Annotated in this window: 12 protein-coding genes; 5 read left to right on the top strand and 7 right to left on the bottom strand. The window is 55.7% G+C overall.

Features of this window, described 5'->3' with window-relative positions; genetic code table 11:
* Nucleotides 1-90: 90 nt before the first annotated feature.
* Nucleotides 91-1,791, top strand: coding sequence for an NAD-dependent DNA ligase LigB (gene ligB / locus ACT3RQ_RS16935; RefSeq protein ID WP_253927071.1), 1,701 nt, complete (start codon nt 91-93; stop codon nt 1,789-1,791).
* Here the strand turns inward: ligB and ACT3RQ_RS16930 are convergent.
* Complete coding sequence (locus ACT3RQ_RS16930) at nt 1,788-2,684, bottom strand: AEC family transporter (protein ID WP_444680939.1); 897 nt, start codon at nt 2,682-2,684, stop codon at nt 1,788-1,790. The two genes, ligB and ACT3RQ_RS16930, sit on opposite strands and share 4 nt — an antisense overlap.
* 186 nt (nt 2,685-2,870) lie before the next feature.
* Here ACT3RQ_RS16930 and metF point away from each other — a divergent pair, with 186 nt between their 5' ends.
* Entirely contained in the window at nt 2,871-3,713 is an 843-nt protein-coding gene (metF, locus tag ACT3RQ_RS16925; protein ID WP_444680938.1) for a methylenetetrahydrofolate reductase [NAD(P)H], read from the top strand.
* 94 nt (nt 3,714-3,807) lie between these two features.
* On the opposite strand, the gene ACT3RQ_RS16920 is transcribed toward metF, so the two are convergent.
* The 4 genes from ACT3RQ_RS16920 to prlC form a co-directional block, all read right to left on the bottom strand.
* Nucleotides 3,808-6,018 (bottom strand): TRAP transporter permease, encoded by a 2,211-nt coding sequence (locus ACT3RQ_RS16920; RefSeq protein WP_444622576.1) that lies wholly within the window; start codon nt 6,016-6,018, stop codon nt 3,808-3,810.
* 98 nt (nt 6,019-6,116) lie between these two features.
* Nucleotides 6,117-7,097: a TAXI family TRAP transporter solute-binding subunit gene (locus ACT3RQ_RS16915; protein WP_444622575.1), complete on the bottom strand. Its 981-nt coding sequence runs from the start codon at nt 7,095-7,097 to the stop codon at nt 6,117-6,119.
* A gap of 366 nt (nt 7,098-7,463) precedes the next feature.
* Entirely contained in the window at nt 7,464-7,715 is a 252-nt protein-coding gene (locus tag ACT3RQ_RS16910) for a YheV family putative zinc ribbon protein (RefSeq protein WP_192528602.1), read from the bottom strand.
* Between the two features lie 62 nt (nt 7,716-7,777).
* Nucleotides 7,778-9,826, bottom strand: a complete 2,049-nt coding sequence (gene prlC, locus ACT3RQ_RS16905; protein WP_444680937.1) for an oligopeptidase A — start codon at nt 9,824-9,826, stop codon at nt 7,778-7,780.
* Nucleotides 9,827-9,983: 157 nt separating this feature from the next.
* Between prlC and ACT3RQ_RS16900 the strand changes: the two genes are divergently transcribed.
* From ACT3RQ_RS16900 to ACT3RQ_RS16890, 3 genes are all read left to right on the top strand, one after another.
* Nucleotides 9,984-11,324, top strand: coding sequence for a sodium-dependent transporter (locus ACT3RQ_RS16900; RefSeq protein ID WP_444680936.1), 1,341 nt, complete (start codon nt 9,984-9,986; stop codon nt 11,322-11,324).
* Between the two features lie 121 nt (nt 11,325-11,445).
* On the top strand, nt 11,446-12,003 hold the full coding sequence (locus ACT3RQ_RS16895) for a gamma carbonic anhydrase family protein (RefSeq protein WP_444680935.1): 558 nt from the start codon (nt 11,446-11,448) through the stop codon (nt 12,001-12,003).
* Nucleotides 12,004-12,111: 108 nt separating this feature from the next.
* The gene (locus ACT3RQ_RS16890) at nt 12,112-12,783 is read left to right on the top strand and encodes a metal-dependent hydrolase (protein WP_444680934.1); all 672 of its coding nucleotides are present in this window, start codon (nt 12,112-12,114) and stop codon (nt 12,781-12,783) included.
* Here the strand turns inward: ACT3RQ_RS16890 and ACT3RQ_RS16885 are convergent.
* Nucleotides 12,759-14,141 carry a sigma-54-dependent transcriptional regulator gene (locus ACT3RQ_RS16885; protein WP_444680933.1) on the bottom strand — a complete coding sequence of 461 codons (1,383 nt, stop codon included), beginning with the start codon at nt 14,139-14,141 and terminating at the stop codon, nt 12,759-12,761. The two genes, ACT3RQ_RS16890 and ACT3RQ_RS16885, sit on opposite strands and share 25 nt — an antisense overlap.
* Nucleotides 14,134-16,035, bottom strand: a complete 1,902-nt coding sequence (locus ACT3RQ_RS16880) for a sensor histidine kinase (RefSeq protein WP_444680932.1) — start codon at nt 16,033-16,035, stop codon at nt 14,134-14,136. The genes ACT3RQ_RS16885 and ACT3RQ_RS16880 overlap by 8 nt, the downstream gene beginning before the upstream one ends.
* Between the last annotated feature and the right edge of the window lie 304 nt (nt 16,036-16,339).

The following is a 16,339-nucleotide window of genomic DNA, read 5'->3' as shown; positions in this document are numbered from 1 at the left end:
GTAAGAGAACGCCCCTTTGGCTCTGCCAGGGGGCGTTTTTTTATGCTGCGTGTTTTAGGCTAGGCAGTACAACCACTTGGGGAACGCGTTATGCCGACAGCACGCTGGGGAAAAATCATGAGAGGGCTGCTGTTGATGGTGGCGCTTGGCGTGACGAGTAGTACGGCGATGGCGGCTTGCCCCACGTGGCCCAATGAACGGCTTGAGCGTGAGACACTCGCGCTCGCCGCGCAAGTCGCCCAGTGGGATCATGCCTATCATGAAGAAGGCATCTCGTTGATTGATGATGTGCTCTACGACCAGGCCCTTGGCCGCCTTCAGGATTGGCGCGTCTGCCTGAACGACACCACCGCCCACCAGCCGCTTACCCGGGTAACGTCCAGCCGCCGTACGCTTGAACATCCGGCTGCCCAGCAAGGGTTGGATAAAACCGATGAAGCGGGCGTGCGTCGCTTTACCAGCCGCCGTGAAAATTTATGGATACAGCCCAAGGTGGACGGTGTGGCGGTAACGTTGCGCTATCAGGCAGGCGAGTTGGTTGAAGCGGTCAGCCGAGGGGATGGACAGCAGGGGCAGGATTGGACGGCCCGCGCCTTACAATTACCCAGCGTGCCTAATACGCTGCCCGGCACTACTTCAGCCATTTTCCAAGGCGAGCTTTATTGGCAGCTTGATGGACATGTTCAGTCGCACACGCCTGGTTCCGGGGCCCGTGGGGCCGTGGCGGGGGCTATGGCGCAAGCAAGCCCAACCGAGGACGTGCTGGCGCAGGTCGGGCTGTTTGTATGGGGCTGGCCGGATGGGCCAACCGACATGACTGAGCGGCTGGCGCAACTGAGTGCACTTGGGTTTGATACCGCCCGCTACACGCATTTATTAAGTGATGAATCGGATGCGGCTTACTGGCGGGAGGCGTGGTTTAACGGCGCACTGCCGTTTGCAACCGATGGCGTAGTGATTAAACAGGCAGAGCGCCCGGGTATTCGGCGCTGGTCCACGACCCCGCCTGAATGGGCGATTGCCTGGAAATACCCACTGCAGAAAGCGCTGGCAGAAGTACGTGGCGTGGAGTTTCGCATTGGGCGAACTGGGCGTATCACGCCACTGATCTGGCTCTATCCGGTTGAATTGGAAGGTCGGCGTATCAGTCGCGTATCGCTAGGCTCACTCGACCGCTGGGAAAACCTCGATATACGCCCCGGCGACCAGGTGGCCATAACCTTGGCCGGGCTTACCATCCCTCAGCTTGAAGAGGTGGTATGGCAAACCCTGGAGCGCACCGTCGTGGAAGTACCCTCTGAGACTACCTACCATTTGCTGAGCTGTTTTCAGCATAGCCCAGGCTGCACGTCCCAACTGCTGGCGCGGCTTACCTACCTTGGCGAACAGCTGGGTTTTCAAGGCGTGGGCGAAGGCACCTGGCAAGCGTTACTTGAGGCCGGGCTGGTGCCGGATCTGCTGGCCTGGTTATCGCTTGAACCCGATCAGCTGCGCCAAGCGCACGGAATTGGCGAGGCGCGTAGCGACTCACTTTACCGGCAGTTTCAGGCGGCCAAGGCTGCTCCCTATGATGCTTGGTTAAAAGGGCTGGGGTTGCCGCCTGCTGGCGCTGCCAGCCTGCCTGATTGGCAAGTGGCGAGCACGTATCCGCCAGGCGACTGGGAAGCCCTGCCGGGCATCGGCCCCGGCAGAGCCCAGGCGCTTGAGGCCTTTTTCTCGCATACCCAAATGCAGGCCATGGCCGAGCAGCTTCGCGCGTTGAACGTAGCGGGGTTTACGACACAACCCTAACCAAGCCCGGTGGCGCGCAGCATGAGCCCCAGATAGAAGGGAATCAGTAGCGGCGCCATCAGCGTGGTTACCAGCACCGCCAGCGCCCCTTTTTGCGGCTGGATACCCAGCTCCATGGCGACCACCACCACGTTAGAAGCCATGGGCACCACGCCTAATAGCAGTATCGCCATGGCCAGTTCTGCAGGCACTGGCATGAGCATCTGTAATAGCATGACCGCGGCAAAGGTAGCCGCTGGCCAAATGATATACCGAAGCCCTACACAGGCGGCGATAAAGCGCGTATCCCAGGCAGCCAGCGTTACCCGGCTAAGTGTCATACCAATAATCATCATTCCCAGCAGCGTATAGGTCGCGGGAAAAACATCCAGTGAGCTAGCCAAGGCCGTAGGCAGCGTAACATCGAGCGAACTCAGCAGCAGCGCCAGCAAAAACGTGTAGATCAGCGGAAGGCGTGAAATCTTGATCAGGCTTTGGCGAATCGAGAAGTGGCCACGGGCGCTTAAGTAAAAACCCACGGTAAATTCATACAAATTGATCCCCAGCATGCAGAACAGATAGAGCGTTACGCCTTCCGGAGGCAAGAGAATCAACGCTACCGGCAAACCGAAATAACCGGTGTTGCCTGTCCCGGATGAAAACGCCAGCAGTGCGCCTTCCTGCGGACCAAAGCGGTGTTGCGTCACGCGCTGAACCAGCAGCGCCAGTAGGCTAACCAGCACAAACAGAGAAAGCGTTAAGACCAGGTACTCAGGCGTTGGCCCCCCATTCATCAGCGCGCGAAAAATGGTTAAAGGCGCAATGAGATAAACCAGCAGCGTGGCAATGGGCCTTGGGTCGATTTTTAACCGTTGGGCGGCAATCCAGCCCAAGCCTACAAAGCTTAGTAGCATGAGTAGCGGGCCTATTCACGCGCTGGGTGATAGCTCCATATGCCCTCCTGACGGCATAAAAGGGTGGGTAACATGAGCCGAATTAAAGGCTAAACGTGGAATCTTTCATTAGCCGCGGCGCAATAGAACAGCGAGAATACACCAAAATATCACTCTTTATTTTATTGTTCTGTATGAGGAAACCCCATGGGCAGCCAACAGCATCCGCTCGGTATCAGCTTTGAATTCTTCCCGCCCAACACGGATGCTGGGCGCGACAAGCTGATGCTGGTACGCGATGAGCTGGCCACTCGTAATCCGCGGTTTTTCTCTGTGACCTATGGCGCAGGCGGCTCTACCCAAGCGCGTACGCGGGACACCGTACGTACGGTTGGCCAGACCGGTATTACTACCGCACCGCACCTTTCGTGCATTGGCAGTGAAAAAGCCCAGCTGCGTGATTTGCTGTCCCAGTACCGCGAAGAAGGCATTAACAGCCTGGTCGCCCTGCGTGGTGATATGCCTTCCGGGATGGGCAGCATCGGCGAGCTACGCTATGCCAACGAGCTGGTGGAGTTTATTCGCAACGAGACGGGCGATCATTTTAATGTTGCCGTGGCGGCCTACCCGGAATCCCACCCTCAGGCAGCTAACCTTGATAAAGATATCGAAAACTTTGCGCGTAAAATGAAGGCGGGCGCCGATATGGCGATTACCCAATACTTATTCACCGCCGACGCTTACTTCAACTTTGTTGATAAAGTGCGCGCGCTAGGCGTTGAACAGCCGATTATCCCCGGTATTATGCCGATCACTAACTACACCAAGCTGGCGCGGTTTTCGGATAGCTGTGGCGCGGAAATTCCTCGCTGGATGCGCAAGCAGCTGGAAAGCTATGGCGATGACAGCGAAGCCATTGCCAAATTTGGCACCGAGGCAGTAAGCCGTCTTTGCCAGCGCCTGCTGGATGGTGGTGCGCCAGGGCTGCACTTCTACACCCTTAACCAGGCGGCTCCCGTACTGAAAGTGGTCGATAATCTGGTGGGCTAACTGCGATAGCCTGTTGATTTAAATCGCACCATACAAAACGCCCCGCTCAGTTGAGCGGGGCGTTTTGCCTTACTGGTTTTGTTGGTTAGTGGGCTTAACTCGCTGACGCTTGTACCTTGTCAGCCGTCTTGCCGCCACCAAATTGCTTGCGCTGGATGATGACGAGACCAGCGCCAATTACAAGGCCCACGATATCGGTGTAGATACCACCATAGATCATGCACATTGCACCGACCAACATGATAACCCGCTTAAGCACGTTCACCGGGCCAAAGAACCAAGCCTGCACCATACCCGAAAGCAGAATGATACCCAGCGTGGCGGTAACGCCCACTCGCAGAATCTGCATGGCAGAGCCTTCCATCAACATGGCCGGGCTGTAGAAGAACATGAACGGCACGATAAAGGCCGCCAGACCAATCTTGAACGATGCCACCGACGTACCCATGGGGTTATCGCCAGAAATGCCGGCTGCTGCGTAAGAGGCCAGCGCCACCGGCGGCGTAATGGCCGATACAACCGCAAAGTAGAACACGAAGAAGTGGGCAATAAGCGGCTCAATACCGATATTAATTAGCCCTGGTGCCACGACCGATGCGGCGACGGCGTAGGCCGCCGTGGTCGGCATGCCCATGCCCAGCAAGATACTGATCAGCATGGCAAAGATAAGTGCCAGCAGTTGGCTAACACCTGCCAGTCCCAGTAGCAGCGAGGAGAAGCGCGCGCCCACACCGGTGAGCGAAATAACCCCTACGATTAAGCCCGCACAGGCACAGACAGCGATGATCTGGATGGCCATGGTGCCCGCCAGTTGCAGCGCCTTGAGAATGGCGGTCACGCCCATTTTGTTGGGTGAAATCCAGCTGACAACGGCGGCCGAGGCGGTGGCCAAGGTGCCTGCCCTAATCACCGAATAGCCCATAAACAGCGCGGCTATCAGGATAATGATGGGGGCAAAGAGGTAGGCTTGTTTGGCCAATTTAGTGAAGCGTGGAATCTCATCTTTACGCATACCACGCATGCCTTTACGGGCCGCTTCAAAATCCACCATAAAGTAGATAGACGCGAAGTAAAGAATTGCCGGGATCAACGCTGCAATGGCGATGTCGGTATAGGGGATGCCCGTGACTTCCGCCATGATAAAGGCGCCTGCCCCCATAATCGGCGGCATGATTTGCCCGCCGGTTGAAGCTGCCGCTTCAATAGCGCCCGCGCTACGTGCGGGGTAACCCACCTTTTTCATTAGCGGAATGGTCAGTGAACCGGTCGATACCACGTTACCCGCGGAGGTACCGTTGATCATGCCCATTAGGCCCGAGGCAAAAATAGACACTTTGGCGGGGCCTCCACGGGCACGCCCGGCAGCGGCAAAGGCGAAGTTCACAAAGTAGTCACCTACTTTTGACGCTTGCAGGAAGGCGGCAAAAATAATGAACAGAATAATATACGTCGAGGAGACGGCGATGGTGGGGCCCAAGACACCGGCGTCGGTATAAAGCTGGCTAAAAAAGCGCTGCATGGATAGGCCAGGATACCCCAGGAAGCCGGGCAGGTAAGGGCCGGCAAAGACATATGTCAGGAAGATGAGTGAAATAATGACCAGCGCAAGGCCCGCTACTCGCCGGGTAAGCTCCAGAATAAGCAGGGACCCGGCAATCGCCGCCCAGGAAATCCCGATAGGCGCAAAGGAGGTGCCCGTTGAAGCGCGCAGAGGTGTGTTGTACATGATCAGTAAATAACCGGCGCTGGCCAGGGCACACACCATCAGGACTAAATCGGCCGGGTTAAAAGAGCCGCGTGCTTGGCGGAAAAGCCATGAAAGCACAATGGCGGCAACGGTCGTTGCTATTAATGGATAACCGTAGTGCCAGGTTTCAACGATTGGGTCGATGCGCATCGCACCACCGCTCAGGGTTTGTTGCATCAAAAAAACCTGAGCAAGCGTGTAGAGGGCCGGTATCAGCAGCGCGTAGCCTATCCACGTTAGCCAAGCGGGTGATGCGTTCTGGCCATCTTCGGCAAACCGAGCTCCCGCAAACAGGCCGTAGCCCAGAATCAGTGCCCCTGCAATATGCACAATACGAAACGACCAGGTCTCCATGGGATACACGTTGAGTGACACCAAGTGGAAACTTGAGTAGGCAATGGCTAGCCCGGCAAACAGGAAAAACTGCCAACCGGTAAATAGGCGACGGTTGGATTCAACGATGTCTTCATCGACGCCCTCTGCAACAACGGTAGGCGATGAAGCAAGCTGGACATCATCCTTGAGGTCATCAGAGGTTTGGGGGGTTGTGGGACTCATCAGAGTTCACCCTCACAGCAGGAGCAAAAAAAGGAGCAATAGCCAAAGCTGCCCCGCCTGGAAAACCAGGACGGGGCAGCCAGATGATGCGTAAAGTTTTAGTTGATCAGGTCTTCAGAGATTTCGTAGCCGTTCTCTTCATACCAACGAGCAGCGCCTGGATGGAAGGGGAGAACGCTGTTGTGTACGATATTTTCCGGAATGCTGGTTTCAGCACTGCGGTGAATAGAGCGCATACGGTCGTTGTTTTCCATGGTCACTTTGGTGACTTCGTAGATGAAGTCTTCCGGAAGATCACAGCCCGCAATCGCAAAGTTCCACATGGAAACTGCGCGAGCATCTTCCTCAAGCGTTGAGTAGGTGCTGGCAGGAATAGTGAATTCAGCCACTGGGAAGGTGTCCAGTACGGTCGCAAGCTCATCTTCGTTGAACTCGATGATGTTCACATCCGTTTGCACTTCCAACTGACTAACGGCAGGAATCGGGATGCCGGCTGCAAAAGCGATGACGTCCAGCAGGCCGTCCTGCAGCTGACCGCCAAGGTCAGACCAGCCGCCGTTGCGGCGGTCGAAGTTTACGCCCAACGTTTCCAGCATCGCTGGGAAATAGGTGTCAGACGTTGATGCTGCGGGACCAAAGCCAATACGCGCACCGTCCGGAATGTCCGAAATGGACTCAATGCCTGAGCTTGAAAGCGCGGCAATCGAGAACGGCGTTTCATACATCGGGAACAGTGCACAGACGTTATCCATCACCATGCCGGGTGCCAGCGGGCTTTTGCCGTTAACCGCATCAGAAGCGGGGCCCATGGTGGTTAAGCCAAAGGCCATATCGCCGCTATGAACAAGCGCCAGGTTTTGAGTAGGGCCGCCCGTTACTTCACCGCCGCCAGAAACGCCTAATTCATCAGCAATAAAGTTGGCCCAGCCAGAGCCGTAAACGAAAAACGTGCCGCCTTGGCTTGCGGTACCTACCGTAAAGTTTTCTGGCCAGTCAGCACGCTCAGCATGGGCGCTGGCAGAAGCGAGTAACGCGCCACCTGCAAGCAGGGCGAGAGTTTTAGGCATTATGGTGCGCATGGCATGTTTCCTTAACTGTTCTTGGGATTGTAGGCTGGCAAGCGCAAGCCGCTTTCCAGTGACAATAATATTTAAGCAACCATTTAAGAGCGATTGCCGTGCCATTTATAGGATAGTTAAGTAAAAACAAACGCTTGCTTTTAGAGTCTTCAACTTTAGTGGAAACTCCCTGGCGTCTAACTGTCTGGTAATGCGCACGCGGGATGATAAGTAGTGTGCGGTTTTCCGCTCACTGTTGGGTGCGCGCTAAGAAAGTAGAGAAAGTGCAATGAGAGGGTGCCGTGGCCCCCTGTTTTGAAGGGCTGGAAGCTGAGGGGTAGAGGTGAAAGGTAAGACAGGAGGGCACAAGGCCCTCCCAGTCATGACTTACGTATTGGGCTTACCAGGGTCAAGAATTCGTACTGGCTGGATATCCTGACTCTGTTGCTCCTCTCGCATCTGGTTCACTCGGGTTGTTAGCTCAGGTGAGTCGTTATCTTCAATGGGCAGTTGCTCAAAGAAGTCACAGCTCACGCACTCCCGATAGCGAATACCGTTTTGCTCCCAGGCACGAACACGGTCCATTGCGGCGCAGCGTGGGCAGATAACACCCGCAATAAAGCGTTTAACGGTCGACATGGTGTTCTCCAAACGCACGGTGCCAATGAAATAATAGACACCGTGCTGAGTTCAATAAGCGGTTAGGCCGCGCGAATACCGCTATGGCGCAATAGGGGCTCGACACTTGGCTCGCGGCCGCGGAAGGCCACAAATAGCTCTGCGGCATCGCGTGCCCCGCCTTGTTCCAGAATCTGGTGGCGGAAGCGTTGTCCGGTTTCAGCATCAAAAATACCGGCCTCCTCAAAGGCGCTCCAGGCATCCGCAGAGAGCACTTCGGCCCATTTGTAGCTGTAGTACCCCGCTGCATAGCCGCCAGCAAAAATATGCGCAAAGCTGTTTTGGAAGCGATTGAAGGGCGCCGCCGGTACGACCGAAGTGGCGCTGCGTACATCATCCAACAGCGTTTGAATATCGCTGGCGCTGGGCGTGCTTAATTCATGGTGTAAACGCAGGTCAAAGATCGAGAATTCGAGCTGACGCACCATGCCCATCGCGGACTGGAAGTTTTTGGCCGCCTGAAGGCGTTCAAGTAGCTCAGCCGGTAAGGCTTCCCCGGTTTCTACGTGCTTGGCCAGCAGGTTAAGCCCTTCACGCTCCCAGCAGTAGTTCTCCATAAACTGGCTGGGCAGTTCCACCGCATCCCAGGCAACGCCGTTGATACCTGAAATGTCGGCGATATGCTGCTTGGTCAGCATATGGTGAAGGCCGTGTCCAAACTCATGGAACAGGGTCGTTACTTCATCATGGGTAAGCAGGGCAGGCTTGCCACCGATGGGCGCCGTAAAATTACAGGTTAAAAAAGCCACCGGCAACTGAATACCATGCTCAGTTTGACGGCGTACTCGACAGTCGGCCATCCAGGCGCCGCCGCGCTTGCCTTCCCGAGCGTAGAGGTCAAGGTAGAACCCGGCAATGGGCTGGCCATGCTCGCTAATACGGAAATAGCGCACATCGCTATGGTAGCTTGGCGCCTCACTATCTTCTTCTACCTGCACGCCATAAAGCCGCTCAACCACTTGAAAGAGACCGTTAATCACGTGTGGTGCAGGAAAATAGGGGCGTAGCTGCTCTTGGGAAATGGCATGGCGCGCTTCACGCAGCTTTTCGCTAACGTAAGCAATATCCCACGGCTCCAGCGTATCAATGCCCAGCTCGTCGCGCGCGTAAGCGCTTAGCTCGGCAAACTCCTCTTTTGCTTGCGGGGCGGCGCGACGGGCCAAGTCACCCAGAAAATCGAGCACTTGCTCGGGAGAGTCCGCCATCTTGGTGGTCAGTGAAAAGTCTGCATAGGCGCTGAACCCCAGCAGCGTCGCCAGTTCCTGGCGTAGTGCGAGGATCTCTTCCATCAACGGAGCGTTATCAAACGTGCCCGCATTAGGGCCTTGGTCTGAGGCGCGGGTGACAAACGCGGTATACACCTCGCGGCGCAGCTCACGATTTTCAGCGTAGCTAACGACGGGGAAGAAGCTTGGGAAATCCAGCGTAATCCGATAGCCCGAAACGCCCTTGGCTTCAGCAGCCGCTTTCAAGGTATCGAGCGCGCTGGAAGGCAGCCCAGCGAGCTCCTCTTCACTATTGAGGTCCTTGTGCCATGCCTGGGTGGCATCCAGCACATTATTGGAGTATTGATTGGAGAGCGTTGAAAGGCGCGACTGAATGTCACCGTAGCGCGCTTTTTTATCGGCAGGCAGGTCGACCCCGGCGAGGCGGAAATCGCGCAGTGCATTATTAACGGTGCGCTGCTGTGCGGCATCCAGCGTACCCCAGTTGTCACTCTCCTTGAGCGCTTGCCAGCCGTGGAAAAGCCCTTCGTGCTGGCCGACCCACGTGCCAAAGGCGGAAAGCTGTTCCAGGCAGGTTTGGTAAGCTTCGCGCAGCTCCGGCGTGTTCATCGTGCTATTTAAGTGTGACACCGGCGACCATGCTTGGGAGAGTCTATCGCTTACCGCTTCCAGCGGAACGGCAAAGCTCTCCCACGTGGGCGGTGTTTCTGCGGCCTGCTGGGCCAGGCGGTCAATCGTTTCACGGTTCTCACTTAAAAGCGCTTCCACCGCGGGCACCACATGCTCGGCACGCATTTCAGCGAAGGGGGGAAGCTTGTGCGTTTCAAGCAGCGGATTGTGGGTCATAAGCACCTCAGTTGGCAGCGTTAATGAGTGCAAAAACGCGTAATAATAGCTAAACAGTGTGGGCACAGGGGCGCTGTTTCAATGGCAAGGTTTGGTCTCTTGGCAGGCGCCTGCTAGTCTTGCCGCCTTTTAGTGCCCACGATGGCAGGAGTCAATAATGAGCGAGACGCTGGAGCGCTGGGGGTCTAAGCGGGCCTTTATCCTGGCAATATCGGGTGCTGCGGTGGGGCTGGGCAACATCTGGCGCTTCCCTTATGTGGCGGGTGAAAATGGCGGGGCTGCGTTTTTATTAATTTACGTGGCGTTTGTGCTGCTGCTGGGTATTCCCGTCATGATGGCTGAAATTCTCATTGGCCGGGCTGGGCGGCGTGGTCCGTTGCAGGCATTGGGCGCACTGGCTGCTGAAGCAGGGGCCTCCATGCACTGGCGTTGGCTCGGGCTCTTTGGGGCGTTTACTGTTTTTTGTATTTTGTCCTTCTATTCAGTGGTGTCTGGCTGGTCGATCGAGTTTTTGGTGGCCTCCATCAACGGACAATTTAACGGGGCAACAGCGGCTGAGATAGGCGCTGGTTTCGATGCATTTTTAGCAAGCCCTGGGCTTTTGATTTTCAATCACTCTCTGTTTCTGTTTATGACCATGACCGTGGTGGCGGCTGGCGTGGCCAAGGGGCTTGAGCGGCTTAACAATCTACTCATGCCGCTGCTGTACGTGCTGCTGTTGCTGTTGGCCGGATACGCTGCCACCACCGAGGGCTTCTCCACGGCGTTGACGTGGCTATTTTTACCCTCCTTTGAGGCAATCACACCTACCGTGGTGCTGCATGCCATGGGCCATGCGTTTTTCACTCTGGCGGTAGGGGCCTGCGCGCTGATGGCGTATGGCGCTTATATGCCGGAAGAGCAGAGCTTGCCTAAAGCGGCGTTTGCCGTTGCCGTACTGGACATTAGTGTGGCGTTGCTGGCGGGTATCGCGATTTTCTCGGTGGTGTTTGCCCAGGGGATGGACCCGGCTGAGGGCCCGGGGCTGATGTTTGTGACCCTGCCGATAGCCTTTTCTGAGTTGCCCGGCGGCGCGTTCTGGCTAAGCGTGTTCTTCCTGTTGTTACTGCTCGCTACCTGGACATCGGCCATTAATCTGGCAGAGCCCATGGTCGCGATGCTGCAGGGGCTTGGGCTGCGGCGCAGTATGGCAACGGCGATCATCGCGCTAAGTGTTTGGCTAATGGGATTGTTGTCGGCGTTCTCTTTCTCAACCCTGGCGGAGTTCCAGCCACTCTTTGGGCGCAATATCTTTGAATTGGTTAGCAGCATTCCACCAGACATATTTTTGCCCTTGGGTGGCTTGATGATTGCCACGTTTGCTGCCTGGGTAATGCCGCAGAAGAGAGCAATGAAAGCGTTAGGCGCCGGGGAAAGTGGCTACCTGCTATGGCGCAATATTGTGCGCTGGGTCTCGATTCCGCTGACGTTTATCGTCTTGCTGAGTGGGCTTTTATAGTGCTATGCCGCTTGTGAGAATGGATATATCCGCCATCAATAGAGCAGTATGTGCTTGGAACAGGTACTTGGAACAGGTACTTGAAATACGTACTTGGAAATAGGCTCTTTAGGAGAGTGCAATGAAAGAGGCAGCGAGCAGTGCGCTAAGAGAGTTTAAAGGCCATTCGCCCCGCTTGGGCGAGCGCGTGTATATCGACCCAGCAAGCGTGGTCATTGGTGACGTTGAGCTGGGCAATGACTGTTCGGTATGGCCAATGACGGTGATTCGTGGCGATATGCACCGGATTCGTATTGGCGCTCGTACCAGCGTGCAGGATGGCAGCGTGCTGCATATTACTCACGCTAGTGAGTTTAACCCGGAGGGCTTTCCACTCACGATTGGTGAAGATGTGACGATTGGCCATAAAGCCATTTTGCATGGCTGTACGCTGGGCAACCGTATTTTGGTCGGTATGGGCGCCATCGTGATGGACGGCGCGGTGGTTGACGATGAAGTGATCATTGCCGCTGGGGCTGTGGTCACGCCCGGTAAGCACTTGGAGAGTGGCTATGTTTACGCCGGTAATCCTGCCAAGGCGCTACGCCCCTTAAAAGAAAAAGAGCGGGCCTTCTTCCCCTATACCGCAGGTAACTACGTAAAACTTAAGGATCAATTTTTAGCCGAAGCCTGCTTATGATTAAGCTTAGCTAACATATTGGCTTGCCGTCCTTTTTTCTGAACTAGTCATGTTGTAATCTTAAAAAATCTGGTAATTTATCCAGTTTTTTCAGGATGCCGCGATAACATGGCGAACTTTCGCACGCATATGACGATAGCGACTGCGGGCGGCATGTTAATGGCGTACGCGGGTTGGCAAGCCCAGTGGTGGCCTTATTCTCAAGCCATACTAATCGTGGCGTTGGTCACCTTTGGCGGCATTTTGCCCGATATTGATGCTGACCGATCACGCTCTATCCGTTTGATTTTTAATATTCTTTCCGTGCCATCACTGGTGGTGGGCGTAATGTTGCTGGAGTCATGGCTGACGCCGGGCATGTTGCTGGTAGCTTGCGGCGGTATTTATTTCTCGGTGCGGTATTTGGCGGGAATACTGTTCTCAAAACTGACGGTTCACCGTGGCATTTGGCACTCGCTGATGGCGGCCGGGCTATGTTCGCTATTAACGGCTGCGCTGAGTTTTCATCTGCTTGTTCAGCCTGCGGGGTTAGCGTGGGCACACGGTATGGCCGTGCTGCTGGGGTTTATTATTCATTTGGTGCTGGATGAGATGTATAGCGTGGATTTGGAGGGAGCACGGCTTAAGCGCTCGTTCGGTACCGCGCTTAAGCTCGGCGATAGCCGTCGGCCCATTTCCAACCTATTAATGCTGATTGCCACCCTGACACTGCTTCCCTGGACGCCGCCCTGGTCGGACTTAATGGAGCTGTTTCATCAGGGGTCACTGCTGTGGCGGTAATCGTCGGCCTGTAAGCCATGCTTTTTCAGCTTGTCGTAAAACGTTTTACGCGGAATGCCCAAGTGGCGGCAGACATCGGTGACTCGGCCATGGTGACGGGCAAGCGACTGGCTAATCAGGCTCTTTTCAAACAGCTCTACCTGGCGCGGTAACGTGGGTTCTGGCGTGTCGGTGGCTACCCCTTCCAGCAGCATATCCAAGCGGTAATCAAATGCTGCGCCGAGTAGCACGTAGCGCTCAGCAAGGTTGCGTAGTTCACGCACGTTGCCAGGCCAGTCATGGGCCAACAGTGCAGCGATACCGTGGCTGTTCAGAGTGGGGGCCTCCAGGCCGCTACGATTGGCGGCAATGACGGCAAAGTGCTGAAACAGAAGCGGGATATCCTCACGCCGTTCGCGCAGCGCGGGTAACGCCAGCGTGACAACATTCAGCCGGTAGTAGAGGTCTTCACGAAAGCCCCCCTCTTCAGCGGCAACTTTAAGATCCACCTTGGTGGCGGTAATCACCCGAATGTCGAGAGTGACTGCTTCATTGGCACCGAGCCGTTCGATGCTGCGCTCTTGCAGGACGCGCAGTAGTTTGACCTGAAGAGCCAGTGGCATCGACTCAATCTCATCGAGGAAAACAGTACCGCCGTTAGCGTGCTCAAACTTACCAATTCTACGTTCAACCGCGCCGGTAAAAGCGCCTTTTTCATGCCCAAACAGCTCAGACTCAATGGTGTTTTCCGGCACGGCACCGCAGTTGATTGCCATAAAGGGGTTGTTGCGCCGAGCGCTGCGTTCATGAATAGCCCGGGCCACGAGGTCCTTGCCGGTCCCTGTTTCGCCAAACAGCAGCACATCGGCTTCTACCTGACTAATGCGCTGAATCATCGCAGCCAAGCGAGAAATAACCGCCGTGCGCCCCACCAGGCGCGGGCCAAGGGCAGCTCGCTGTACTTCCAATTCGGCCTTAAGACGATTGTTTTCGAGGCTAAGCTGGCGCTTTTCAATGCCGCGGCGCACAACATCGAGTAGCTGGTCGCCAGCAAATGGCTTCTCCAGGAAGTCCCATGCGCCTGCACGCATGGCTTCTACCGCCGTGGAAATATCGCCATGCCCGGTAATCAGAATAATCGGTAGGGTAGGGTCGCGACGATGCAGTTCATGCAGAAGCTCCATTCCTCCCATGCCAGGCATACGGATGTCGCTGACAATCACGCCAGGAAACTCTGCGGGTAGCGCCGCCAGGGCTTGCTCGGCTGACGCAAAGCAGGTGGGCGTGTAGCCGGCAAGCTCCAGGGTTTGGCTGGCGGTAATACGCAGATGAGGCTCATCGTCGATCACCATGACCGGCAGCATCGACGGTTCATGCATGGCTATTGTTCTCTTGTTGAGTCGAGGGTACAGGCGCGTGAATCGGTGGCGCGAAAGGTAGTGAAATAATAAAGCAGGCGCCTGTCGGGTCGCGATTGACGGCCTGCAACTTGCCACCCAGGTCATCCATGATACGCGACGAGATGGAAAGCCCCAGCCCCAATCCGCTTCCCGGTGCTTTGGTGGAAAAAAAGGGTTCAAAAATTTGTGTTAGGTGCTGGTCGCCAATGCCGGGGCCGTTATCCATAACGTTAATGGTGACCTGCTTTTCGTTCAGCGCCGCACTCAAGATAAGCCGAGGTTCTGAGGTCTCTTGCATGGCGTGCAGGGCATTACTAATCAGGTTGACCAGTACTTGCTCCAAGCGTACCAGATCGCCCGTTACCCATAGCGTTTCCTTGGGCCAATGCTGTTCAACGGTAACATGCCCGTCGCGCAGGCGACCCTGGAACAAGCGAAGTGCATATTCGATGCAAGCCTGTACAGAGATGGTTTCCTGTCGCTCACTGCTTTTACGCGAGAATTGACGAAGCTGTGCGCTGATATCGGCCATGCGCTTGGTGAGATCAACGATTTGCTCAAGGTTTGCGTCCGCTTGATCTACTCGGGAAAGCGTTAAAAAGCGCCGGGCATTTTCGCCATAGGCCCGAATGGCTGCCAGCGGCTGGTTCAGTTCGTGATTGATGCCCGCTGCCAATTGGCCAAGGACTGCCAGTTTGGCGGCCTGGATGAGTTCATCCTGAGTTTGACGCAGGTTGGCTTCTGCGCGGCGTCGCTCTTCGATTTCATTGGAAAGGCGCTGGTTGCTGGCCACCAAGTCGTGAGTGCGACGCTCGACGCTGGCTTCCAGCTCATCACGCACCAGGGCAAGGGTGTGCCGTTCGCGTTCAGCAAACGCTTCGCGCTCACGACGTAAGCGCAGGCGCTGCCAGCCAATGCCGCCGCCAAGTACAATCATTCCGTAAAGCCCGCCCGCCATAAGTGCGGCGATCCACTGAGCGCGGACAACGGGTGTTAAGGGCTTGAGAATATGCATGTGCCAGCCAAACTCCACCACGGGGCGTGTCAGGCTTAAATAACGGCTGCTACTAAGCGGGCCCTGAGAAAAACTAACCAGTGCACTGTCTGGCCCATAAGGTGCATCAATATTAATGCCTGAAGGGGATAGCGGTTCAATGGCGTAGCGACGTGTGTCACGAAGCGTTTGACGTTGTTCATCACTAAGCGCATAGAGCGCATTCATACGCAGCTCAGGGCGGCTGGCCATAAAGATAATATTGTCATTATCGGTCACCAGTAGCTCAGCATCTTGCTCAGCCCAGCCCTCTTCAACTTCATCCAGTAACACCTTGATGACGATAACGCCGGAGGGTTGCGCATCTGGCGAAGTATCATCCAGCCATACCGGCGCCGAGAAGAAGTAGCCCCGTTCCAGTGACTGAACCCCTAGCCCATAAAACCGCCCTTGCCGTCCGGCGATGGCTTCTGTGTAGTAGCTGCGAAACGCGTAGTTATGACCTAAAAACGTATTGGGACGATGCCAGTTGCTGGCGGCAATTGTGTTGGCATCGCGGTCGAGCAGGTAAACGTCAGAAACACCTGCGGTAAAGCGGAAACGATCCAGCAGCAGGTTAAGCGGCATGGCGTTCTGGGTTTCCGGAGAGGCCAAAAAGCGTTGAACACCTTCACGCGTCGCGAGCATTTGGGGTAAATAGTCGTAGCGGAGCAGATAGCCATTAAGGTTGGCGACAGAAAGGCGTAGCTCGTTTTCGGCGTCTTCCTGAAGGGTAGAGATGGCTTGCTCGCGCGCCAAGTGGGCGGCTTGCCACATGACGAGTATGAGGCCTAGCGTGATGGCAACAAGCCATATACCTTTCCAGCGGCGATGCTTCATACGCTGCTACTTACCACGGGCACGGCGTAGCGCACGTGCTGCCTGCTGTTGGCGAGGTGGGGGAATATCATCCGCTAGGCATCCATTAATAGGTATGACCAATCATAAGGCAGGAGATCGCCGTGCCTCAAGCTAGCCCTCTGGGCTACTAATACACATTGGTAGCAGTGTTGCTGGAGTCAGGAAGACCTCCTGTAGAGCGAGTAGTTACCCTGCATTATGACGATATGGCATTATTTCAGACATATTTCACCCAGCCCCTTGCCAAACGTCCGGCGAATCCGTAAAGTACGCATCCGCTGCG

The sequence above is a fragment of the Halomonas sp. AOP43-D1-4 genome (assembly GCF_052446175.1).
GTDB classification, from domain to species: domain Bacteria; phylum Pseudomonadota; class Gammaproteobacteria; order Pseudomonadales; family Halomonadaceae; genus Vreelandella; species Vreelandella citrativorans.
This window is presented reverse-complemented; position numbering and strand designations above follow the sequence as displayed.